The sequence below is a fragment of the Muriicola marianensis genome (genome assembly GCF_014638095.1).
Lineage (GTDB): Bacteria > Bacteroidota > Bacteroidia > Flavobacteriales > Flavobacteriaceae > Muriicola > Muriicola marianensis.
Genome location: NZ_BMFH01000002.1, coordinates 13352 through 37985, shown reverse-complemented (window position 1 = coordinate 37985; position 24634 = coordinate 13352). Strand labels below are relative to the sequence as shown.

17 protein-coding genes and 2 tRNA genes are annotated in these 24634 nt (G+C 46.6%); 3 read left to right on the top strand and 16 right to left on the bottom strand.

Annotated features, from left to right (window positions below; all coding sequences use genetic code 11):
* Window positions 1–39 precede the first annotated feature (39 nt).
* The 4 genes from IEV19_RS11045 to porV form a co-directional block, all read right to left on the bottom strand.
* Window positions 40–1689: a pyruvate dehydrogenase complex dihydrolipoamide acetyltransferase gene (locus IEV19_RS11045; RefSeq protein WP_188370807.1), complete on the bottom strand. Its 1650-nt coding sequence runs from the start codon at window positions 1687–1689 to the stop codon at window positions 40–42.
* Window positions 1690–1695: 6 nt separating this feature from the next.
* Entirely contained in the window at window positions 1696–2694 is a 999-nt protein-coding gene (gene pdhA, locus IEV19_RS11040; RefSeq protein WP_188370806.1) for a pyruvate dehydrogenase (acetyl-transferring) E1 component subunit alpha, read from the bottom strand.
* A gap of 175 nt (window positions 2695–2869) precedes the next feature.
* Window positions 2870–3352, bottom strand: a complete 483-nt coding sequence (gene cdd, locus IEV19_RS11035; protein ID WP_188370805.1) for a cytidine deaminase — start codon at window positions 3350–3352, stop codon at window positions 2870–2872.
* Window positions 3353–3432: 80 nt separating this feature from the next.
* Window positions 3433–4578: a type IX secretion system outer membrane channel protein PorV gene (porV, locus tag IEV19_RS11030; RefSeq protein WP_188370804.1), complete on the bottom strand. Its 1146-nt coding sequence runs from the start codon at window positions 4576–4578 to the stop codon at window positions 3433–3435.
* A 574-nt stretch (window positions 4579–5152) separates the two neighbouring features.
* On the opposite strand from porV, the gene gldJ reads away from it, so the two are divergent.
* From gldJ to IEV19_RS11020, 3 genes are all read left to right on the top strand, one after another.
* Window positions 5153–6820, top strand: coding sequence for a gliding motility lipoprotein GldJ (gldJ, locus tag IEV19_RS11025; protein WP_188370803.1), 1668 nt, complete (start codon window positions 5153–5155; stop codon window positions 6818–6820).
* A 583-nt stretch (window positions 6821–7403) separates the two neighbouring features.
* Window positions 7404–7574, top strand: coding sequence for a DUF6747 family protein (locus IEV19_RS13905; protein ID WP_308418537.1), 171 nt, complete (start codon window positions 7404–7406; stop codon window positions 7572–7574).
* Window positions 7575–7756: 182 nt separating this feature from the next.
* On the top strand, window positions 7757–9031 hold the full coding sequence (locus tag IEV19_RS11020; protein ID WP_188370802.1) for a UDP-N-acetylmuramoyl-tripeptide--D-alanyl-D-alanine ligase: 1275 nt from the start codon (window positions 7757–7759) through the stop codon (window positions 9029–9031).
* A 192-nt stretch (window positions 9032–9223) separates the two neighbouring features.
* On the opposite strand, the gene trxA is transcribed toward IEV19_RS11020, so the two are convergent.
* The 12 genes from trxA to IEV19_RS10960 all read right to left on the bottom strand — a co-directional run bounded on the left by trxA (window position 9224) and on the right by IEV19_RS10960 (window position 24458).
* Complete coding sequence (trxA, locus tag IEV19_RS11015; RefSeq protein ID WP_188370801.1) at window positions 9224–9586, bottom strand: thioredoxin; 363 nt, start codon at window positions 9584–9586, stop codon at window positions 9224–9226.
* 588 nt (window positions 9587–10174) lie between these two features.
* Window positions 10175–10249, bottom strand: a tRNA-Val gene (locus tag IEV19_RS11010).
* Between the two features lie 122 nt (window positions 10250–10371).
* The gene (locus IEV19_RS11005; RefSeq protein ID WP_229732583.1) at window positions 10372–12534 is read right to left on the bottom strand and encodes an outer membrane protein assembly factor BamB family protein; all 2163 of its coding nucleotides are present in this window, start codon (window positions 12532–12534) and stop codon (window positions 10372–10374) included.
* Between the two features lie 237 nt (window positions 12535–12771).
* Window positions 12772–15600 (bottom strand): M16 family metallopeptidase, encoded by a 2829-nt coding sequence (locus IEV19_RS11000; RefSeq protein ID WP_188370799.1) that lies wholly within the window; start codon window positions 15598–15600, stop codon window positions 12772–12774.
* 319 nt (window positions 15601–15919) lie between these two features.
* Window positions 15920–17755 (bottom strand): pyruvate kinase, encoded by a 1836-nt coding sequence (locus tag IEV19_RS10995; protein WP_188370798.1) that lies wholly within the window; start codon window positions 17753–17755, stop codon window positions 15920–15922.
* 710 nt (window positions 17756–18465) lie between these two features.
* Window positions 18466–18540: transfer RNA gene (locus IEV19_RS10990), tRNA-Val, on the bottom strand.
* Window positions 18541–18598: 58 nt separating this feature from the next.
* On the bottom strand, window positions 18599–19810 hold the full coding sequence (locus IEV19_RS10985; protein ID WP_188370797.1) for a bifunctional folylpolyglutamate synthase/dihydrofolate synthase: 1212 nt from the start codon (window positions 19808–19810) through the stop codon (window positions 18599–18601).
* 3 nt (window positions 19811–19813) lie between these two features.
* Entirely contained in the window at window positions 19814–20710 is an 897-nt protein-coding gene (locus IEV19_RS10980; protein ID WP_188370796.1) for an energy transducer TonB, read from the bottom strand.
* Complete coding sequence (locus IEV19_RS10975) at window positions 20710–21096, bottom strand: ExbD/TolR family protein (RefSeq protein WP_188370795.1); 387 nt, start codon at window positions 21094–21096, stop codon at window positions 20710–20712. The genes IEV19_RS10980 and IEV19_RS10975 overlap by 1 nt, the downstream gene beginning before the upstream one ends.
* Before the next feature lie 9 nt (window positions 21097–21105).
* Window positions 21106–21798: a MotA/TolQ/ExbB proton channel family protein gene (locus IEV19_RS10970; protein WP_188370794.1), complete on the bottom strand. Its 693-nt coding sequence runs from the start codon at window positions 21796–21798 to the stop codon at window positions 21106–21108.
* 50 nt (window positions 21799–21848) lie between these two features.
* A complete protein-coding gene (gene nhaD / locus IEV19_RS10965) occupies window positions 21849–23213 on the bottom strand; it encodes a sodium:proton antiporter NhaD (RefSeq protein WP_188370793.1) in 1365 nt (454 codons plus the stop codon).
* A 12-nt stretch (window positions 23214–23225) separates the two neighbouring features.
* On the bottom strand, window positions 23226–24458 hold the full coding sequence (locus tag IEV19_RS10960) for a Glu/Leu/Phe/Val dehydrogenase dimerization domain-containing protein (RefSeq protein ID WP_188370792.1): 1233 nt from the start codon (window positions 24456–24458) through the stop codon (window positions 23226–23228).
* Window positions 24459–24634: the final 176 nt, after the last annotated feature.

The window sequence follows — 24634 nt, the reverse complement described above, 5'->3', positions numbered from 1 at the left end:
ATGCTTTTTCATGTTTGTTGATTACAGTCATCTTCGAGTTTACGCCAGCATGGTTACCGGGTTCTCAATGTAGTCTCTCAGGGTTTGCAGGAATTGAGCTCCTGTGGCACCGTCTACAGTCCTGTGATCGCAGGCGAGAGTAAGTTTCATGGTGTTTCCTATCGCGATCTGGCCATCCCTTACAACCGGTTTCTCAACAATGGCTCCTACGGATAAAATAGCGCTGTTGGGCTGGTTGATAATGGAAGTGAACTCAAGGATCCCAAACATTCCCAAATTGGATACGGTAAATGTACTGCCTTCCATCTCGGCAGGGGTCAATTTCTTGTTCCTCGCTCTTCCTGCCAGGTCTTTGACAGCACCTCCAATCTGAGTCAGGCTCATCTGATCCGCAAATTTCAGTACAGGCACTACGAGTCCGTCTTCAACCGCCACGGCTACTCCTACATGAATGTGCTTGTTATAGCGCGTGGTATCACCGTTCCAGGTTGTATTAACCTGAGGGTGTTTTCTCAATGCCAGGGCACAGGCTTTCACGACCAGGTCGTTGAAAGATACCTTGGTGTCGGGCAAACTATTGATGTGTTCCCTTGATTTGGCCGCATTTGTCATGTCTACCTCGATAGTCAGGTAGTAATGAGGTGCCGTGAATTTGGATTCGCTCAGTCTCTTGGCGATCACTTTCCTCATCTGGGAATTCTTCACCTCTTCCGATCCTTCCTCCCCTGTGGGCAATAAGACGGGTTTTGCGGGTGCCGCTGCCTCTGACGCCTGGGCGGCAACAGGTGCAGGTTTGGCCTGAGCTGGTGTATAATTTTCTATATCTCTCTTGACGATACGACCCTGGTCACCGGTTCCTTTAACCGTATTGAGGTCGATCCCTTTGTCTTCAGCCATTTTTCTGGCCAGAGGGGATACAAAGATCCTCTCTCCATCATTGGTGACAACGGGTGCGGGTGCACTTTCAGCCGGCTGCTGGTCGGTTCCTGAAGAAGTCTCTTCCTCCTGTTCCCCTGCAGCCTCTGCAGTCTCCTGATCTTTTTGATTGAGCACGGCTTCCACATCTGTCCCGGCTGGGCCGATGACAGCCAGCACTTCATCTACCGGAGCAGATTCTCCTTCCTGAATTCCTATATAAAGTAACGTTCCTGAGTAGAAGGATTCGAATTCCATGGTAGCCTTATCGGTTTCGATCTCGGCCAGAATATCTCCCTCCTCTACGTCATCGCCCACTTTCTTTAACCAGGTAGCGACTGTACCTTCTTCCATGGTATCGCTCAACCTGGGCATTTTTACGATCTCCACACCTTTTGGGATCTCTGTGGATGTACTTTTTTCCGTCTTCTTCTCAGCGGTTTTGGATTCCTCCTTTGGCACCTCTTTATCTTCCGCCGGTGAATCAGACTCCACCTTAGCTGAGCTTCCGTCTATCAGGGCAGAAATATCCTCCCCCTTTTTTCCGATGATCGCCAGCAGTGAATCAACAGGGGCTCCTTCACCCTCAGGAATGCCTATGTGAAGCAGGGTGCCTTCATGGAAGGATTCAAATTCCATGGTAGCTTTATCCGTTTCGATTTCGGCGAGAATATCCCCTTCATTAACTTGATCTCCAACCTTTTTTAGCCATTTGGCCACGGTACCTTCTTCCATGGTATCACTAAGCCTGGGCATATTTATGATCTCTGCCATTTCTCTTTAAATTTTGTGTTCGACAAACGGGTAATTCTCCTGCTCGTAAACCACATCGTAAAGCTGCTGAGGCGGCGGGTAGTCCGATTCCTCAGCAAATTTTTCACACTCTTTGACCAGTTTCTTCACCCTGTCATCTATCACCTTGATCTCTTCGTCAGTGGCGTATTTCTTTTCCTTGATGACATTGAGCACCTGGGTGATGGGGTCGATTTTCTTGTACTCCTCCACCTCTTCCTTGGTACGGTAATGCTGGGCGTCAGACATGGAATGCCCCCTGTACCTGTAAGTCTTCATTTCCAGGAAGGTAGGTCCGCCCCCGCTTCTCGCGCGCTCAATCGCCTTGTGCATTTCCTCAGCCACCGTCACGGGGTCCATACCATCCACAGGGCCGCAGGGCATTTCATAACCAAGGCCGAGTTTCCAGATCTCCGTAGAATGAGAGGTCCGCGCCACGGAAGTTCCCATGGCATATCCGTTGTTTTCACAGATGAAGACCACCGGCAATTGCCAGAGCATGGCCAGGTTGAAGGACTCGTGCAGACTTCCCTGTCTCACCGCTCCGTCACCCATATAACAAAGTGTTACGGAGTCTCGCTTGAAGTATTTATCGGCAAAAGCCAAACCTGCCCCCAGGGGGATCTGACCTCCGACGATCCCGTGTCCGCCATAAAATCTGTGTTCTTTGGAAAAAATGTGCATAGAGCCACCCATACCTTTTGAAGTACCGGTGACCTTCCCGTATAACTCTGCCATCACTTTCCTGGGATCCACACCCATCCCAATGGGCTGAACGTGATTCCTGTAAGCGGTGATCATCCTGTCCTTGGTAAGGTCCATGGCGTGCAGTGCACCTGCCAGGACCGCTTCCTGTCCATTGTACAAGTGAAGAAATCCACGCACTTTTTGCTGGATGTAGACTGCGGCGAGCTTGTCTTCGAACTTACGCCAAAACAACATATCCTCATACCACTTCAGGTAGACTTCCTTGGTAATTTTTTTCATTGAAAATGAAATTTATTCGATTGTCTTAACCCCGCCGGATGTTCCCGCAACAGGTATTTTAAAGAAAGTCAAAAATACACATAATTATAATAGAGAAAAAGATTTAGGGAAAAAGCTTATCACCCCATTGCGACTGCAATTAAGCACTCTCAAGCCTGTTTTTCTCAGCGGAAGTTCAAAGGTATTCATTTCCAAACGCCAAGGGCAAAAGACCTTGAATGGAAGGGCATTTATACACTTCTCCGGATGCTCCCATAAGTAAAAGCTCGATAGGCTTTTTCTGGTTGTTCTCGTATTCAAAAATGGACTGACGGCAATTTCCGCAAGGTGCTGCAGGTTTGGCCAGGGGGTTTCTTTCTGATCCGGCTGCTATGGCGATCTTCTGAATAGCCAGTCCCGGATATATAGCCCCGGCCTGGAAGACAGCTACTCTTTCCGCACAAAGCCCTGAGGGATAGGACGCATTCTCCTGGTTGTTCCCCACAACTATCTCTCCGTTTTCCATAAGAACGGCGGCTCCCACTTTGAATTTGGAGTAAGGTGCGTAGGCATCTTCACGAGCTTGCCGCGCACGACTTAACAAGGCAGCATCCTCGGAAGAAAGTTCCTTCTCAGAATCATAAACCGTAAATTCAAGGGATAGGGTTTCTTTTTTCATGACCTAAAGATACAATTCCCTGATTCCTTCGCATAAAAAAACCTGCCGGGCAGCAGGTTTTATATTGTTCCGGTAAAGGTCTAGTTATTGATGAATTCCTCTCCCAGGTTAAAGGTAAGAGAAAAACGCAGGGTATTCTCCAGGGGGTTCCTTACCTGGGAAGAAGAGAAGAGGTAGGACAGGTCTATCTGGGCTGCCTTAAAGATAAATCCGGCACCGAGGGAAAAGAACTTCCTCGATCCTTTATCCTCACTTTCATTAAAATAGCCGGCCCGAACCATAAAAGATTGTTGAAAGGCGTACTCGGCACCCAGTGCCCAGGTCACCTCTTTCAGTTCTTCACTAAAGCCATCAGGGGCATCCCCGAATGACTCGAATACTCCTTTGAGGAAACCGATCTGCTGGTACTGGTCGTTGTCTTCCGAATCCACATCCCCATCATTGTCGAAATCCCTTGGGGTTGGGACGAGTAATTTGTTGAATTCCGCAGTGATCCCAAGAACATTGTCCTGATCGAAGATAAAATCGAACCCTCCCCCAAATCTAAGGTTGGTGGGCAGGAAATTTTCCTGTCCTCCCTCATCGTACTGGATCTTACCCCCGAGGTTAGACAGGTTAAAACCTGCCCTCCATCGACCGTTATAATTGTTATAGGCAATTTCATCAGACCGGAAATACCCGGCGACATCTACCGCGAAGGAACTCGCAGCCTGCGAATCCACGTTGCTGATCTCGGGCAGTCTGAGATTCGAGCGGATAAACCTACCGGCTACTGCCATGGAGAATTTATCACTGAGCTTCAGGGAATAGGAACCGTCTAAAGCCAGTTCATTAGGCTTGGCCAGCGTTCCCGGATCATTGGCGAATTGCCTGAGTTCGATTTCTCCCAGGGTAAAATAACGAAGGGAGAAGGCAAAGGCGCTTCGCTCATTTATCTTGTTATAGAAACTTCCGTTGAGCAGGGAAATATCCGTGATGATACTTTCCAGATATGGCGTATAGCTCACACCTATGCCCATTTTCCTTTCTGCAAATGCAAACTTTGCCGGGTTCCATTGTTGTGAGAACGCATCCACTGAAGTGGCTACTCCCATATCGCCCATTCCCGCCGCACGAGCATCCGCGGCAATGGTCAGAAAGGGCACCGCGGTGGTGATTACTCTATCCTCCTGGGCCAGGCCCTTACTCACAAAAACCAGCAACAAAATGCCTACTAATTTTCTCATATTTCTCTCTTAATCGATCTTTTTAAACCCTGTCGAATTCTAATACTGTGGGGCCCTTATCGCGAAATCTCGAATTCTTTTGAGTTCTCTTACAGTCCCCTGAGAAGTTGGGTTCCCATGTTTTGTACATGTGGTTAACGGTCAATTTAAAAATATCTTGTACAGTCTAAGGCATTATTTTACTTCAATCCCTTTGTAAAAAGGTGTGTTTTATCGATGGGGTCAGAGATTCCGGGGCAGGGAATCCCCCTCTGCAGAAATTAACACCCCTGACCGTAAAGAAAAGGAAAAACCCATAATATAATGTTATTTGTTCCGTTATCAATTTGTATTACCGGCCCGAAACTCTATGGGCAAAGGCCTTGAAGAAATTTTCTGCCTGTAAAATATTATAGGTAAATCGTCGTTCTAGTAGCCGGAAATACCATGAAATCAAGTAAACCCGTCAATCCTGTTTAACGGAAAGACAAAACCTAAGGAAGTCCTATAAGGATCAGGTTTCGCAAAGAGAATTGAGAATCGGAACAGTCTTCTCTGCCGGAATCTGAAGAATTATTAAATCAAAGATCAACAGATGAAAAAACAATTTATCAAAGTTGTACTCTCTTGCACCGTGCTCGTGGCAGGTTTTACAGCCACCAGCTGTAAAAAGTCCTCCAGTTCCAAAAACGTATCCAGGGCTACTGGATGGAAGATCAATGCTAAAGAAGGAGGCTTTCAATACAATTCGGATTTTAAGGAGCAGGAAACATCTCCCGGTCTGGTATTCATTGAAGGAGGTACCTTTATTAAGGGTAAGGTCCAGGACGATGTGATGCACGACTGGAATAATACTCCTACTCAACAGCACGTACAATCCTTTTATATGGATGAGACTGAGGTGACCAACGTGATGTACCTGGAGTACCTGGATTATCTCAAAAGCGTCTATCCGCCGGAAAATCCAAAATATGCCAATATTTATAAGGGGGCTCTTCCGGATACTCTAGTGTGGAGAAACCGACTTGGCTTCAATGAGACCATGACGAACAATTACCTCCGCCACCCCGCCTATGCCGAATATCCTGTAGTAGGCGTAAACTGGGTTCAGGCCACTCAATTTGCCGAGTGGAGGACAGACCGGGTCAATGAGGCCGTGCTGGAGCGGGAAGGGTATCTGGCAAAGGACGCCAAATATCAGGCTGTGACCGGTGAGATCGCGGGTACCTTTAGTACAGAAGCTTACCTCAACCGACCAGAATCTGTTTATAACGGACAGATCGATTCCCTTCAGGGAAATAAGCAAAAAGATTCAGTGTCTGTATTCGCCAAACGAAGCAGCGGGATCATTACCCCGGAATACAGACTTCCGACTGAGACCGAATGGGAATATGCAGCTCAGGCCTTACAGGGCACAAGGGAATACAATAATTACCGGGGGAGAAAGAAGTATCCCTGGGAAGGAGAATACACAAGGAACGGACAAAGAGTTGGTCGAGGCGATCAGCTGGCGAACTTCAAACAAGGTAAAGGAGACTACGGCGGGATCGCCGGATGGTCCGATGACGGTGCCGATATCACAGCCGAGGTGAAATCGTATAAACCCAATGATCTTGGACTGTACGATATGGCCGGAAACGTGGCGGAGTGGGTTGCCGATGTGTACAGACCCATCGTGGATGATGAGATCAGCGACTTCAACTACTATAGAGGAAACATCTACACGAAGACGGCTATTGGAGATGATGGCAAAGTGGAAATTCTGAGAGACAGTATCGTTTACGACACCCTGCCTAACGGAAAAGTAGTAGCCGTAAACCTTCCCGGAGAGATCCTGATGGTTCCGGTTGACGAAAATGAGACTTACCTGAGGACCAATTTCTCAGATAGCGATAACCGCGCCTACCGGGATGGTGATCCTGGCTCTTCCAGATTCTTTGATCGCTTCAGCGACGAAGAGGACGAAGAAAATCAGCGCAAGATGTACGATTCCCCTAAACATGAGGTAAAGAGAGACTCTCTTGGTAATATTGTGAGAGGTTATGATACCAGCAACAACAGGACTACCCTGATCAATGACGAAGTGAGGGTTTACAAAGGAGGGTCATGGAGAGACAGGGCTTATTGGCTGGATCCTGCCCAGAGGAGATTCCTGCCCCAGTATATGGCCACAGATTATATCGGATTCCGATGCGCCATGTCTAGAGTTGGTTCTAAATCGAAGTCCAAGAACAAAACAGTTCGCGGTAAAAAAGTGAAATAATTCTTCCGATTATATATTAGGACTTAAGCCCCGGCAAATTAGCCGGGGCTTTTTATTTTCTCCTTTTATGCGCCGCCTTGTTTATCATTTATATTCAAAGAAAACTGGGTATAAATTGAGGCGAGCCATATTTTATGAAACCATGTAGCGAATCTCCCAGGCCTTTTGGAATGCATGGAAAGAATACATATTAGCTCACAGCCTGCAGCCCGAAATCTAAAACTGATCATAACTATACCTCAACCCTTTGAGTCAGCTTTAATTATCCGGGGAGGGTAATTCTCTGCTTAGGGGTGCCCAAATATTACTGAGATTTACACTGTAAAAATTGTCTGAATTTTACTATTAAGCATTCGATAAATAGATCTATTCTTAGGTTTAAAACCTATTTCAAATTATATTTTTTGTATTTCATATACTAATTTTTGTGTATTTCACCGTGTTTTTGTGCGTTTTATCGATTTATAATACTTTTTTGTAAGAATTCCCTTTCTAGTACCGGTCGGATGAAAATATGAAGTTCAATCCCATCCGCTCAAACAGATAAAAAAACTAAAAAGTAAGAACCCAAATCTTAGAAGTTATGAAAAGTGTTATGTTAATGAAGGAACTTTATTTGGAGGCATTTAAGAATATTGGCAGCCAGTTCGCCAAGTCGTATCTGAAAGTACTTTCCTGGTTATTTATGGCGAGTTATATTATTGTAGTTTTTGCATTCATATTTAGGGCATCCACAGGTTTTGCATTTGATTAGGGATCTTTGCAAGGGATGTTAAATAGCGCCCGGGGGAAATTAAGGGCGCTATTTTTTCTTTTTTTAAAACCATGAGGAGTAGTTTACTTATCATTTTAGACATAGATTTTGATTAGGTTTAGCAGTAATAAGTAATGTCCCCGCCCCGATGTAAAAGTCGGGGCTTTTTTTATCTTTAGCCCATGACTAAAGAGGCTCTATACCACATTTACAAGAAGCACCCTAACATCAGTACAGACAGCCGGAAAATAGAAAAGGACGGAATCTTCTTTGCCCTTAAAGGACCCAATTTTAACGGCAACGCATTTGCCCGGCAGGCCTTGGAAAAAGGGGCTGCCTTTGCCGTGATCGATGAGGAAGAATACAAGCTGGACGATCGGTTTATCCTGGTAGAGGATGTGCTCCGGGCTCTACAGCAACTGGGCACATATCACCGACTTCAATCCAGGGCAACTGTGATCGCCCTGACCGGCAGTAACGGAAAGACCACAACGAAGGAACTTATCTACGCTGTACTCTCCCAGAAATACAAAACTATAGCTACATCCGGAAACCTTAACAACCACATCGGGGTACCCTTATCTTTACTCAGCATTGAGGAGGACACAGAAATAGCGGTAATCGAGATGGGGGCCAACCACCAGAAAGAGATCGAATTCCTGAGCGGACTGGCCTTACCCGATCACGGCTATATAACCAACTTCGGCAAAGCCCACCTGGAAGGATTCGGCGGCGTGGAAGGAGTGATCAAAGGCAAGAGCGAGCTATACCAAAACCTGATGACGCGAAAAGCTCATATCTTTTGGAACGCCGATGACCCTATCCAGGATGAAAAACTTCGGGATTATCCCAATAAGACAGGATTCAGCCAGAGTACTGCCTCCGACCAACAGATCGTATTCCTTGGAGCTTCTCCCCTGGTAAAATTGAAAATTGAAGACACAGAAATTCATACAAACCTTCCCGGGAAGTACAACTTCCCCAATGCGGCAATCGCTGTGTTGATGGGAATTCATTTCCACGTCCCACTGTACCTCATAAAAAAGGGTATAGAAACCTACCTTCCTGAGAATAACCGCTCACAGATCCTGAATCGAAATGGACTTAGGATATACCTGGATGCCTACAATGCCAATCCCTCTAGCATGAAGGTAGCCCTGGAGGCTTTTCAATTGGCTCCGGGAGATCACAAGACTATTATCCTTGGGGATATGTTCGAATTGGGTGAAAGTGCTGCCGAAGAGCATCAGGCCATTGCAGATATCACCCGGGAGCTACCTCTAGAAAATCGATATTTTGTAGGAGAAAACTTTTTTTTGGCCTCGGTAAAAGGAGAAAAATTTAAAACCTTTGAGGATCTTTCTGCCCATTTGAAACAACACCCACTTACAAAAGGAAGCGTCCTGATCAAGGGGTCACGGGGTATGGCCTTGGAGCGGGTGTTAGAGTTGATCTAAGCCAATCTAAATTCACTAGTCGCTCTCGTTATTAACAAGGTCACCGCTTGCATCGATGGGGACCGCATTATTAATTTCCCGGAAGAACCGGGCTACCATAGGTGCTTACCGGAAAACAACGAAATTCCTCACCCAACCGTTTAAAAGGCTCCCTTTACGCCGGCCATACCCAGATAAAAGTAATCTAAGGTTCTATGACACCGGACTCAACAATTCCTTTTGAATCACCTCCTTAAGCACGTGTTTGGGCAATGCTCCCGCTTGCATCATCGGCTGTTTTTCCATGGGGATAAAGAGCATGCTTGGAATACTGCGTATCTGGAAAACGGCGGAGAGTTCCCGTTCCACCTCCGTATCCACCTTGTAGATAACCATCTCCGGATGTTCTTCACTGAGTTCTTCCAGGATGGGGGCCACCATCTTGCAGGGACCACACCAGTCGGCATAGAAGTCAATGATAGCGGGTTTGTCACCCTTGTAGTTCCAACTTTTTTCCTTGGTATAGTCGAATATTTCTTCCTTGAATTGCTCGGCAGTGAGCTTTATTGTTGCCATATGTATAGTCTTTTATTTTAAACCAGACAAAGGTACCGCGGTCATAGCTGCCGTCCTGTAACCTGGGTTACTCAATACAAGAGGCGACTGAGAATGGGATATGGATCAGACTAATGAATCTTCCGCGAATCTCTCCCGATGAAAGTGGGATAGAAAATCCTGCGTCAGCGGCGCAGTTATTTTTGCATTTCCCGCTAAGCTCTTTGGATTATCTCAATTCTTGCGATGATCCAAACTCAATCCACGGCTGCAATTAGAAAATCCACATCCCGCCGGGAGCAGGATGTGATGTTTTTATCCCCTCCTTAATTGGATTACTCGATTCTCTCGTGATCCAAAATCAATCCACGGCTGCAATTAGAAAATCCACATCCCGCCGGGAGCGGGATGTGATGTTTTTATCCCCTCCTTAATTGGATTACTCGATTCTCTCGTGATCCAAAATCAATCCACGGCTGCAATTAGAAAATCCACATCCCGCCGGGAGCGGGATGTGATGTTTTTATCCCCTCTAGTCGCTCAAATAAATTTGGCAACTTCCGGGGATAAAAAAATCCACGCAGTACCGCATGGATTTTCTGAGTGATGTGGAGTGTATTGGATTCGAACCAACGACCCCTGCCCTGTCAAGGCAGTGCTCTAAACCAGCTGAGCTAACACTCCGTGAATGGAAAGAACCTGTCTTTCTAACGGGGGTGCAATATCGGAATTTTTTAGGGAATAGAGATGTTCCATCCACAATATTTGAGGTCAATTTTTGACCAGAAAAATCCTTGATTTGAGATTCAGGGCAGGGCGAAGGCCACGTACTCATCCCCGGAAATACTGCCGATCTTACCTCCCCCGCAGGCGACGACCACATACTGCTTGCCATTAACAGAATACACGCTTGGAGTGGCGTATCCGGGTGCCGGCAGGTCTGCAGCCCAGACCTCCTCCCCTGTCTTCTTGTCAAAGGCCCTGATCTTTGAGTCCTTGGTAGCGGCAATAAAAATGAGTCCGCCCTTGGTAACCACAGGTCCGCCGTAATTCTCGGTTCCGGTTTTAGGGTGTCCCAGGGCCGTCAGTTCCGGATATTCGCCCAATGGAACTTTCCACAACAATTTTCCTGAATTGAGATCGACGGCATTAAGCGTTCCCCATGGAGGTGTGATGCCCGGGTACCCTTGATCATCCAGAAAACGTGTATATCCTGCCATTTGGTAGGGCACTTCATCCAAAAGACTTCCTCCTGATGAAACACCGGATGTCGCCGGTTCTTTTGCCATCTCAACAGGGGTTTCCAACTCGAATTCTCCTTCCCTTAAAAACGTGACCAGGGCGTCCTGTTCATGATCCGGGATCTGTTGAAAAGCCGGCATCATATTGATCCCGTTCTTGAGAATATTCACGATTTCACTCTCGCTGTACTTGTTACCGACCTGCTCAAGGGAAGGAAAAGAGGTCCCGTTTCCTTTCAGATCCAGGCCATGGCAGGCGAAACAATACTTGTTGTATAAGCTCCTTCCCGGCGAAGAGGATCCGGATATTATATCATTCCCAGGAACATCTACCATGATCATAGCCCAGGGCAGTTCACTACTATTGACATACAGGACCTGGGTTTCGGGGTCTACCGAAGCTCCTCCCCATTCCCCTCCCCCGTCGAATCCGGGGAAGATCCAGCTGCCTTCTTTACTCGGGGGATGAAACATCTCTCTGTACTTGATCTGTTTGTATCGCCTCAGCATTTCATCATGGGTTTCAGGGGTCAGGTTTGTGACGTCCTCCTCCCTGAAATCCTGCCTGGCGAAAGGTTCCGGCAGTGTTGGAACAGGTTGCGTTGCCCAGGGTTTTTCCCCGGGCAGGGCATTCTGAGATACAGCCTTCTCCTCGATCGGGAATACAGGTTCTCCGCTAACCCTGTCAAAGAGAAATACATACCCGTGCTTGGTGATCTGGGCCACTGCATCCAGGTCCTTTCCCTCCTTTCTGAGTGTTACCAGGTTGGGATTGGCGGCCAGGTCCCGGTCCCACAGATCGTGATGTACCGTCTGATAGTGCCAGATATATTTTCCGGTCTTGGCGTCGAGGGCAACCAAGGAATTGGCAAAGAGATTCTCGCCTTCCCGAATACCTCCATAGAAATCCCCGGAAACAGATCCTGTTGGGATATAGACGATCCCCCTCTTTTCATCCAGTGACATGCCAGCCCAACTGTTCGCTCCCCCTAACTTCTTATAAGCTTCCTTATCAGGCCAGGATTCGTATCCGACTTCCCCCGGATGGGGAATGGTGTGAAAGATCCATTCGCGTTTTCCGGTGATCACGTTATAGGCCCGAACATGGCCCGGGGCCCCATCGGCGGATTCGGCCACACGGGAACCCAGGATGATCAGATCTTTGTAGATGATACCCGGGGATGTATTGGCAATAAACGGATTGAAAGTGCCGGGATCCCTGTCCAGGTCCTGACTCAGATCGATATACCCCTCCTTGCCAAATGCGCGGATGGGCCGGCCGGTGATGGTTGAAATGGCATAAACGCGAGCTCCGACATTATAAAATAATCGGCTCTCATTCTCCTGGTCCCCTTCCCAGTACACCACTCCCCTGTTGACCTTATAGAAACGATAGGGGTCCTGGGCGAGCGCGCTGTCTTCCTCAGCCGGGTCGAACACCCACAGGGGTTCCCCGGTGGCGGCATTGAGGGCCAGTAGTTTCAGCCGCGGGGAAGAACCGTATAATACACCGTCTATTACAATCGGATTACACTGATTCTGGGAGCGGTTCAGCGTGTCCCTGTCTCCCGAACTGTAACGCCAGGCTACCTCCAGTTCGCTGACATTGTTAAGGTTGATTTCCTCCAGGGAAGAATACCTACTGCCGTCTTTAGTGCCTGCGTAATTTTCCCAGGAGGAATAGTCAACGACAGGTTGATCGGATTGATTTCTTTCGCAACCTGTCAAGAATTGACATATAAAATAAAGCGGTATCGAAAATCTCAATAATTGGAGCAGACTAATTGACCTGTTTGATTGCAAAGCGTTAATTCTGTTTGGGGTTAGCGTTCACTGAAGGTAAGAAAAAGAAAACCACAAAATACTCCATATTTAAGTGGAAAAATGCAGAACCGGCAAATGCCGGTTCTGATTACTGAATAGGTTGACAGTTTTATGATTAAGGAAATATAGAGGACATTCCATCTATTCTTTTTCAGGCATCAATATCCCCAGGAAATAGTTTTCATCCAGATATTTCCGAGCCACCTGCTGAATATCTTCTGAAGTGAGGGTAGCAAGCTTTCCCTCCAGATTCATCATCAATCCAAGATCCCGCTCTTCCTGATCTGCCCTGACCATATTTGTGAGCCAGTATCGGTTTGTCTTAAGGTCTTCTTTTTGCTTGACTAAGTAGGTCTCCTTGATCTTACCCATATCCTCGGGAGACACACCATCCTTCTTTATTTTTTCGATCTCGTCCAGGGCTGCTGCGATCAATTTTTCGGTATTCTCCGGTCCACATGGGAATGAAATACTGAAAGTAAGTAAGGGATAAGTGATCTTGGTCAGGTTCCCATTAGCTCCCACGCCGTATACTCCTCCTTCTTCTTCCCGAAGTTTTTCAATTAATTTGATAGTAAGCAGCTCTCCCAGTGCATCTACCGCCATGGCAGTCTCACGATCGTAGGGAATCTCTTCCTCCCATTGAATGCTGACATAGCTTTTGGGATCACTTCCTCTTTCAATGACATGTTTTTGGTACATGTCTTTTCGTCGGAAGGCCGTGGGAATATATTTTTCATTGCTATTCTTTCCGGGGAGAGAAGCCAGGTAGGTTGAGGCGTATTCCTTTAAAGCCGACTCATCAATATTACCGACAAAGTAAAAGTGGAAATCCCCGGCGTCGTCAAAGCGTTCCAGATATTTTTGGTACGCCAGGTCATAGTCTGCAGCGTCCATTTTCTCTACAGTTGGAAACCCTGTGTACCTGGGATTCCCCTCATTCCTAATTTTGCTGATCTGATCCTGGAAATAAAACTGTGGATTGGCCATGAGATTTCCTAGAAAACTCTTTTGCTTTGCCATGTGAGATTGGAATGCCTCCTCATCTTTGTTGAGGGAAGTAAAATACAGATGGACCATCTGAAAGAGGGTTTCCAAATCCTTTGGGGCCGCAGACCCGTCAAAATTTTCACTAAAACTGCTGATAAAAGGCCTCACCCTCACAATCTTACCACTCATGAATTTAGACATGTCATTGAGTGATAATCCTCCTATCCCTGCTTCCGTCAGGCCGCCATTGGCAAAAGAGGTGGCCTGGAGTTCTTCGTCACTGTAAAGGCTTGTACCCCCGGGGCTGAATGCCCTAAAGAGGATCTCGTCATTCTTGAAATCCGTTTTCTTATAGGTCAATTTGGCTCCGTTGCTGAGGGTCAGCGTAGTAATTTCCAAATCGGGATCGTATTCTGAAGATGTTATAGTGCCTGCAGCCGGCATGGACTCCATCAAGTCGTTTCTCACTTCGCTGTCTTTATATGGCTTGATCTCTGCAGTCTTGATCTCATCGAGCAATGTGCGTACCTGTTCCTCTGTCACCTGCTCGAGCCCTTCTTTTTCCGGGCCGGTCAGCACGATCACCCGGTTGTCATCGTGAATAAAGCCGTTGATAAGGGCACTAATTTCCTCAAGGCGGATCCCCGGTAAAAGATCTTTTGTGGTGTTGAATTCCCAGGCGATACCCGGGATAGGCGACTCCTCCAGGTAATGATCCACATATTCGCCAATCAAGCGATTGCTTTCCATTTTATCTCTGTCGTTGAACTGCTTTTCCAGTCGGGCTAACAAGCTCTTTTTGGCACGATCGAATTCACCTTCCTGAAAGCCGTATCGTTTCACCCTTTCATTTTCTTCTAGGATAGCCTTCAGTGCCACCATCTGACCGTCAGGACTTGTTTGGGCAAATGACTGGTATGCGTTTTTCGTCCTGGCAAAAGTGCCCCCGTAATAAGAGAATCCAAAAACAAAAGGGGGATTAGGACTGTTCCTCAACTCGTCAAGGCGATTGTTGATCAGGGTAGAGAAAAGGTTTTTTACCAGCCTGTCTCTGTAATCACTGACCGTCTTCACCTGAGGTGCTTCAAACGGATCCTTGTACATTACCTGAACGCTGGTAAAGGCAGCTTCTTTATCAGACGCGATGGCAATAAGGGTCTCTTCGTGATTGGGCAATTGATAGGATTCACGTTTCTGAGGATTCTTTGCCTTGGAGATCTTTGAAAAATGTGTTTTGATCTTTTCCTCCAGGGTTTTCACATCCAGATCGCCTACGGCTATTACTGCCATCAGATCAGGCCTGTACCAGGTCCTGAAATAATCGCGCACATCCTCATAGGTAAAATTCTCCAGATTTTCTTTGGTGCCTATTGGCAGTCGTTCTGCGTATTTGGATCCATACATGATCTTAGGCAGGGTAATTTTCTGCATACGCTGGTCAGCGCCCAAACGCAGGCGTAATTCCTCGAGGACCACACCCCGTTCACCATCTATGGCTTCTTCTGACAATGTCGTATTATGGGCCCAATCCTCCAGTATCTGAAAGCCCTTTTCCAACTTTTCAGGATCATCACTGGGAATAGGAAGAATATATACCGTTTCATCAAAACTCGTATAAGCATTGAGGTCTGCTCCGAACTTAACCCCAATACTCTGCAAATAGCTTACAAGGTCATTCTTTTCAAAATTTTTAGTACCGTTAAAATTCATGTGTTCCATGAAGTGGGCGAGGCCCAGCTGGCGGTCTGTCTCCATTATAGATCCTGCATTGACTACTAGTCGCAATTCAACCTTGTCTTCCGGCTTTCCATTGTTTCGGATATAGTATGTTAACCCATTGGGAAGGGTGCCGATTATTACGTCAGGATCTACAGGGATGTCCCCTTCCGGGATCGCAGTGCTTTGTATGCCATCACCCTGAGCAGTAATAGTCATAAGGCCCAAAAAGGCAATAAAAACAAATGCAGTAATCTTTTTCATCTGTGTGATTTAATGTTAAAAATTAAATATAAAAGAAAATGAGAAAAAATAAGAATGTAAGTATATTCTTACCTGATTTTTTTGTCGAGGTTAAACTCCCGGTATGATGTACCGGCTTCATATTGAACATTGAATGCAGTATTTCGGTTTGTTTTAGAAGGCTGGATGTAAATATCTTTGATAACCCGGTAGGTAAAAAAATGGCAAAGACCATGATTCACATTTAATTTTTCCTATTATGATCAAAATCTTTATCCGATCGAAGGTCAATACCTCAATACCACAGCATACTTGTACTAAAATCCTGGATTACTCAGGGTCAGGTAGCCTTAACGATTGGAGGCCAAAGCTGGACATATTTATCCTGATAGTGTTCCATATCCTTGTAAACGACATCTAACATCTCGATAGCCTGGAGTATATAGGGTCCTTTGTTGAGCATTACGCAGTCTGCCCTTTGAGCCATGGCGGCATCCGTCATTTCCGCTCTGGAAGGAACACCTTGTTTTGCAAGGTTTTCCAAAACCTGTGTAGCCCAAATATCCGGGATATGGGCCGCCCTGCACAGCATAAGTATTTCCCGCTGAATTCGGCCGATATTATTCCAGCCGCATTCCACCGCCAAATCCCCCCTGGCGATCATTACACCTATCGGATAAGTCTTCATGGCTTCCAGAATGATCTTGGCAAGATTATTAAATCCTTTTTGAGTTTCTATTTTCAGAATGACCCCAAATCCTTCAGGAGCATTTAACTTATTTAACTCCATCATCAGCTCCCTGACATCACGTTTTCGGTTTACAAAGGAAACATTGACCGCATCTGCATGCTTCACTACAAAGGCCAGGTCCTTTTTGTCCCTGGTCGTCAAACCTTTTATATCCAGTTCACTTCCAGGAAAATTGATCCCTTTGTCGGCTCTGAGTTTACTGCCTTGTTTTCTGGCCTTTACTATTTGAATGATCAATTCATCCGGGGTGGCTTCGAGGACAACGCCTGCAATCCTTCCATCATCAAAAAACACAGGTTCTCCTTGCTTCACTTGTTCAAAGACTTCTTCCAAGGTGCAGGAAAGATGGGATGGACTTATCACATTACCTTTTTTATCCTTCACAGCAGGTTCTCCAGGGATCGCTTCTTTGTGCAGACGCAACAAATCACCGGTATTTAAAATAAGGAAAGGTTCCGTTTCAGGTAATTCACCCACGGGGAAAGGAGTTGCTGTAAGTTCCGCATTTCTATATATTTTCATCCCTGTTTCCAGGTAACATGTTTTGTCACATAAGACCACACAACCTTCTCCTGTCTTCTTCAGAACCGTAAATTCCCTTTTCTTGTTCCTACTGTCATTGAAGAACAACTTGTCACCCTTTTTTAGATTTTCTATTCCGCTGACGGGCACAGGAAGATGCGGATATTTTGATTTTGGATGAGCCTTTGGGCTCATCCAGACCTTACTTTCCTTGATCACCTTTCCACGAATATCCTTCGGTGGGCGCAATTTAATGATCTGAGACCCCCCGAGGAGTGGACCTGTGCGGACCTTGGGCCCTCCAAGGTCCATCGTGATCTTACATTTATTATCCAACAATACAGAAGCCTTCCTGACATTTTTGATCATCAGATCCCATTCCTCCTCAGTGTTATGCGCACAATTAATTCTTGCACAGTTCATACCACTCGCAATCATATCCCTGGCCATCCTATAATCATATGCTACTTCTGTGGGAAGTGTCACCATGATCCTGGTGCGTCTGCCTTTTGAACGACTACCCAGTAGTGATCTTGCGTTAGTCTTGACCAGCCGGTTGCTTTTTTTGAAGGTCAGACCAGCCTTGTGAGCCTGTATGGGTTCGTTGTTTAAAAATGCTTCCAGAATAGCCTTACTCGCCAATAAGCTCGCCATGACATGACCTTCCGGCTTGTCTAAGCGAGAAAGGCCTAAATCGGCAAGTTTTTTCTGGATAGGACGAAGATCCTCTTTTCGTAAAGCCCGGTAATGAACAAGGTTAACAGCACTTTTTGCAAAATTTGGATGGACAGCAGAAATCTCAGCCGAGTATTTGATCTCGTATTCTTTAAGCCTGTATATAATCCCGGAAATCTCCTGAATCAACCACTTTATTCTCTCTGTTTTCTTGTTTGTAAATGCCATGATTTAAATCCTGAGATCGGGGTAGTCCTATAAATTTACTATTTATTTTGGAGAAGATTCGGGTCAATTTAAAGGTTCACAATCGTCAGGATTAAGGTCACTGTAGATTTCATTTAAGCCCAGATAGTAGTCAGTTTCTCCGGCAAGTGAACCAGATCGGCCCCACTTCGACTCTTGTTTTTAAGGCTGGATTATCCCGCATAGCGGAATGTTCCATCGGGACTATCAGAATAGAATTTGGAATTTGTACAATGGATTACGGCAGAGCCGTGATCCATTGTGCGCGATGTTGCAAATGGACAACCCATTGCGCAGAAGCGCAATGAAGGTTTTTTATTTCAAGCTATGCGATTTAAAGATGCTGGATTATCCCACATAGCGGGATGGTACATCGGGACTATCAGAATGGAATTTGGAATTTGTACAATGGATTACGGCAGAGCCGTGATCCATTGTGCGCGATGTTGCAAATGGACAACCCATTGCGCAGAAGCGCAATGAAGGATTTTTTATTTCAAGCTATGCGATTTAAAGATGCTGGATTATCCCACATAGCGGGATGTTCCATCGGGAGACCACGGCTGCAAATACAAAACCTACAGGCCGCTAACGCAGCCTGTTTTATTTCATTTCTTTGGTCGCTCAAGCAAGCTTGGCGCCCTTTGAAATGAAAAAACCCACTCCAATTGGAGTGGGTTTTGTGCTTGATGTGGGCCCTACTGGATTCGAACCAGTGACCCCCTGCTTGTAAGGCAGGTGCTCTGAACCAACTGAGCTAAGAGCCCCAAAGGGAGTGCAAATATAGGATAGTTTTTTGTTACCCAAAACAAAAAAAAGAAAAAATCACACCACTTCAGCCACCGTAAAATTACTGCCTCCCACAAAGATGAGATCGTCCTTTCCCGCTCTTTCCTTAGCCGTTTCAAGTGCTTTATTTACCGAGGTTAAAACCTCACCTTTTAAACCGAATTCCACAGCTTTTTTAGCCAGGGTCTCAGCAGATAAACCCCTTGGAATATCAGGTTTACAGAACAGGTAATTTGCGTTCTTAGGAAACAGCGGAAGGATATGGTCCAGATTTTTTTCCTGCACAAAACCGAGCACAAACCAAAGGGATCCGTATTGCTCTTTTAAAAGCTGTTCCAGCACCAGGGTCAACCCCTCACTATTATGAGCCGTATCTGCTATGACCTTCGGACTTTCGGCAAGGACCTGCCATCGCCCCAGTAGTCCGGTATTCTCTACAACTTTCTTCAATCCACGACGGATATGTTCTTCTGAAATCGCAAAATCCTTTAAGGCCTTTATCACGGCCAAGACCCCTTTGATATTCCTGTACTGGTATGACCCCAGAAGGGAGGTAGGATAGGTTTCGGAGATCACATCTTCGGCAAAGATTATAGGTGCCCTCTGCTGTTGGGACACAGCAGTGAATACTTCCCAGGTCACATATTGTCTTTCGCTGACTACCACAGGAGTGTAGGGTTTGATAATTCCTGCTTTTTCATAGGCGATTTTTTCCAAGGTATCCCCCAGCAGGTCGGTGTGGTCCATGCCGATGTTGGTGATCAGAGAAACTTCAGGATTTATAATGTTTGTAGAATCCAGTCGACCACCCAGGCCAACCTCAATCACCGCAATGTCGACAGACTCCTTTGAGAAGTAATCAAATGCCATTGCCACCGTCATCTCGAAAAAAGACATATGCTTTTTCTGGATATAGGGCTTGTTCCTGTCGATGAATTCCAAGACCTCCTCTTCCGGGATCTGTTGTCCATTGATCCTGATGCGCTCTCTGAAATCCCTGAGGTGGGGAGAGGTGTACAGACCGGTCTTATAACCGGCCTCCTGGAGTATGGAAGCCAGCATATGGCTGGAGGACCCTTTGCCGTTGGTCCCTGCTACATGTATGCTCTTAAATTTCAGATGTGGATCGCCCAGATGGGTTGAGAATTCCTGAATCCCCTGCAGTTTACCATTGTAAGCCGACGCTCCTTTTTGCTGGTACATGGGAAGCTGGGCGAACATCCAATCCAAGGTTTCCCTATAAGTCATGTATTATTCCCCTAATTTAAAGTTGACGACGACAAAGCCGATCTGCCTTAGTGGGGCTTTCGGATCAGGATTCCAACGATGGAGAAGTGCCGTTTTTCTGGCAGGATCAATAAGGCAAGGATGATTGTTGGTAGTTCCCCTCACGCCCGGACTAGCTTCGATTACCCTTCCATTCTGGTCCACCACGATCCTGACCACCACTGTACCCTCTTCGTTGCAATTCTGTTCTTCCTTGCCCCTGCTGGCCAGAGACCTGCCTTTAAGTCCGTAGCCCCCTGTACCGCTTCCCGATCCGGGACTGCCGTAGTAACTGTTCGCGTAGGGGTCACCGTCTGGCCGGCCCTTATCCCCGGGCAGGGCGTCATCGCCTTCGTTGCCCTGGGCTGTACCGTCGGCATTATTGATCCCGCCCATGAGGGCGTCCAGCTTTCTTTTCTTGGCTTCCTCTTCCTGTCTCGCTTTCTCGATTGCAGCCTGCCTTTCACGCTCGGCTCTTTCTGCCTCTTCCTTTATTTTTCTGGCTGCTTCCTCAGCTTTGCGCTTAGCCTCATTCTCTTTCTGGATCCTGATGGCTTCCTCCCTTTCCTGGGTAAGCAGGTTTTCCGCCTCCTTGTTCGGGGATGCTTCTTCAGGTGTTTCCTCAACTTCCTCAGGTTCGGCTGCAGTTTTTTCAGTTTCCACCGGTTGAGGGGTTTCCTCCTGTTTGGGTCTGAGCAATTCCTGGGGCTGTTCTCTGCCGGAACCGTATTCCATACTTCCAAAGTTTACGGTGATCCCATTTTCAATGGGCGGGTCCATATAGGTAAGGCCGATATAAAAAAGCAATAGGACCAGGGCGCTCAGCAAAAAGACCGTGAGCGAGAATGATTTCTTCTTGTGTCTCGTATCCAGCAACGACATCAGTTAGGTCGCACTGCCAGGATCACCTTGTAATTATTCCTGTTGGCAATATCCATGACGTTAACGGCCTCTTTTATGGCCACGCTTTCCTCTGCCCTGAGAATAATTGTGGGGTTATCTTTCCCTTCCAGTGCTTTTTTTAATTCAATTTCGATATAGGCTCCGTTTATCTGCTGATTGTTCACAAAATACTCCAGGTCCCTGTTTATGGAAACGGAGACGTTCTGGGTGTTGGTCGACTTCCCTCTGGCCTTGGGCAATAAAAGGTCCAGGGCATTGGGGGAGTTGGCTGTCAGCATAAAGAAGATCAGCAGCAGAAAAACGATGTCCGTCATGGAGGACATACTGAATTCCGGACTGATCTTATTTCCTCTCTTCAGTTTCATAGGTCCGACTTATACGGGTTCATTAAGAAGGTCGAGGAATTCCACCGCATGGGCTTCCATCTTATGGATGACCTTGTCCGTCCTGTTCACCAGGTGGTTATAACCCACATAGGCGATGATTCCCACTACCAATCCTGCTACGGTAGTGGTCATGGCAGTATAAATCCCGGAAGCGAGGGCACCCATTTCGGCCTGTCCTCCGCTGCTAGCCATCTGGTGAAAGGCCAGGATCATCCCGATCACCGTACCCAGGAATCCGATCATGGGAGCGGCACCTGCAACTGTGGCGAGGATATTTACATTTTTTTCCAGTTTGTAGACCTCGAGTGTTCCCGCATTTTCTATGGCTGCGTTGATATCATCCAGAGGTTTTCCGATTCTGGAAACCCCTTTTTCAGTCAAACGGGCAACCGGGGAATCGGTCTGGGCGCACAGGATCTTTGCCGCGTCCAGTTTACCATTCATGACGTGATCCCGTATCTGGTTCATAAAATTCTTGTCGATAGTAGATGCGGCCTTGATTGCCAGTAACCGCTCAAAGTAAATGTACAGGGCCACGGCCAGCATGGCGAAAAGTACGGAGATGATCACGATGCTTCCCGTTCCCCCACTGAGGATCAAATCGATAACAGAAAGTGTCTTTTCTTCGGATATTACCTCTCCAACCTGGGCTTCATTAGCCAGATCTTGAAATAGAATCATATAAGTTCCCTTAATTAATTTGCCCCTATAACGGAGTTCTGTCTATTTAATTATGCGTTCAACACTAAATTTCTGATAAGCATAAATGTACCGGCTCCTGCCAGGAACCCGACCAGGGCCAGCCAGGCGATCTTGCGGAGATACCAGAAGAAATCGATCTTCTCCATTCCCATGGCTACAACACCGGCAGCAGAACCGATGATGAGCATACTTCCACCGGTCCCGGCAGAGTAGGCGATAAAATGCCAGACAGGATCATCAATAGGAACTGAAAACATACCAATACTCGCAGCTACCAGGGGAACATTGTCGATGATGGCCGAACCAACTCCCAGAATAATTATCACAAGATCTGAAACCGTGCCTGCCACGGCCTCAGTTCCCAACATGGGCATATACTGGTCCAGGGATTCTGCGAATTCGAAAAGCATCCCGAGAGACTCAAGGGCAGCCACTGCCAACAGGATTCCCAGGAAGAACAGAATACTGGGTAATTCGATCTTAGAAAGGGAAGTATGTACAGGACTGTGATGGTCGTGTTTTTCTTCATCAAAATCCACTGTGGAAATACTGAATTTTGCATTGCTGTAGATCTCGGCAAAAGTAGCTACTATAGCCAGTGACAGCATCATTCCCACATAAGGAGGCAGATGCGTGATCGTCTTGAAAAAAGGCACGAACACTATAGAGCCCAGCCCGAGGTACAACATGGTAGCTCCATAGGGAGATTTTGGGATCTCTTTCTCTTCCAGGTCCATATCCAATTCCCCTTGGAAGACCTTGTATCGAAGTGCAAAAAGAACAGGCACCACCATACACATTACAGAAGGGATAAAGACGTGTTCGATCAACTGCCATGCAGACACCTTATTGGCGATCCAGAGCATTGTGGTGGTTACATCCCCGATGGGAGACCAGGCACCCCCGGCATTAGCAGCGATCACGATCATACCGGCAAACCAGAGTCGGATCTCTCTGTCCTTGATCACTTTTTGTAAAATAGTGACCAGTACGATAGTAGCTGTAAGGTTGTCTATGATAGCGGAAAGGATAAAGGCAAGTATGGAAAAAAGCCATAATAACTTGGATTTTTTCTTGGTGCGGATATAGCCTTTTATGGTTGCGAAACCATCGAAATAATCAATGATCTCCACGATCGTCATTGCCCCCAGAAGGAATACCAGGATCTCGGCGGTTTTTCCCAGGTGGTGGAGCAGCATCTCGTCCAGATGGGAAGGCTCCAACTCTTTTAGTTCCGTATTGACCTCAAAAACAGGCATATGGGTCAGGGCGATCAATGCCCATAGAATTGCCATCATCGCCAGGGCCGGGATCAGCTTATCAATTTTCAGGTTATGCTCCAGGGTTATGGCCAGGTAACCGGCCAAAAAGACAATGATGATAATGGTTTCCATACTGGTTAGATTTTACAAGAGTTGTTTAAGTGCTATTTCAAATGCCGTTTTGCTTAAGTTGGTCTTGTTGTGATTTTGCTTAAAGATATTCAAAATTGCCTTTCTGATCACATCAGAGGTATCCTTAAATATCAATTCGTCTTCCATCGCAACCCTACCCTCCATGAAAAAGGCGAAAACACGGGCCATGCCACAATTGGAAATAAAATCGGGGATCAGGCTCACCTTTTCATCTGTATATTCCATGATGGGACCGAAAAAGATCTCTTTATCTGCAAAGGGAACATTGGCCCCGCAGGAGATCACTTCCAAACCGCTGTCGATCATCTGGGTAATCTGTTCCTGGGTGATCAGACGGGAGGCAGCACAGGGTGCAAAGATCTCTGTTTGCAGGCTCCAGATCCGCTCATTCATTTCCGAGAACGGGATCATTCTGTCGGCATCGGCGATCAAAGTATTTCCCTTTTTATGCAGGAAGAAGGATTTGATTTCGTCGAAAGAGAATCCGTCCTCTTTGATGACCCCTCCAACACGATCAATAATACCCACGACTCGGGCTCCCATTTGAGCCAGGTAAAAAGCAGCAGCAGCTCCAACGTTTCCAAATCCCTGTACAATTGCCTTTTTACCGATTACGGATCCCCCGTAGATATCGTAATAATGCCGGACTGCCTCAGCGACCCCAAATCCTGTGATCATATCGGCTACCGTGTATTTCTTGCTGATGTCCGGGGAGTATGCCGGACTTTCCAGCACCTTGATAACCCCCAGTCTCAGCTGGCCTATTCGATTTATCTTATCAGCTTCTGTTGGTTTAAAGTGTCCGTTGAATACCCCTTCCTGAGGATGCCAGACACCCGCGTCTTCAGTAATAGGGATCACCTCGTGAATTTCATCCACGTTAAGATCACCTCCCGTGCCGTAATAACTTTTAAGTAAAGGAGAGACTGCCCTGTACCAGCGTTCCAATACACCGCGCTTCCTGGGGTCGTTCGGGTTAAAATTGATCCCGGATTTGGCTCCGCCTATCGGGGGTCCGGAAACGGTGAATTTAACCTCCATGGTCTTTGCCAGAGAAAGGACTTCATTCATGTCCAGGCCCTCTCTCATGCGCGTTCCGCCACCTGCGGCTCCCCCGCGAAGAGAATTGATCACTGCCCAGCCTTCGGCCTCAGTTTCAGGGTCTTTCCAATTAAAAACGATTTCCGGTGCTTTATCCTCGTACTGCTTTAAAAGGTCTTTCATTAAAATCAGGATTAGATTATGAGTTCGTTTACTTGAGAATGGAATGGTCCCAGAAATGGGACAGACTGCAGGAAAAGCTAGTGTTGTCTCATAATTTCAGTGCAAATCAATCGTTTTAAATCCCTTGGAACAAATATAAAAATATTGGGCGGGTATAAAAGGAATTCGTAATCAAC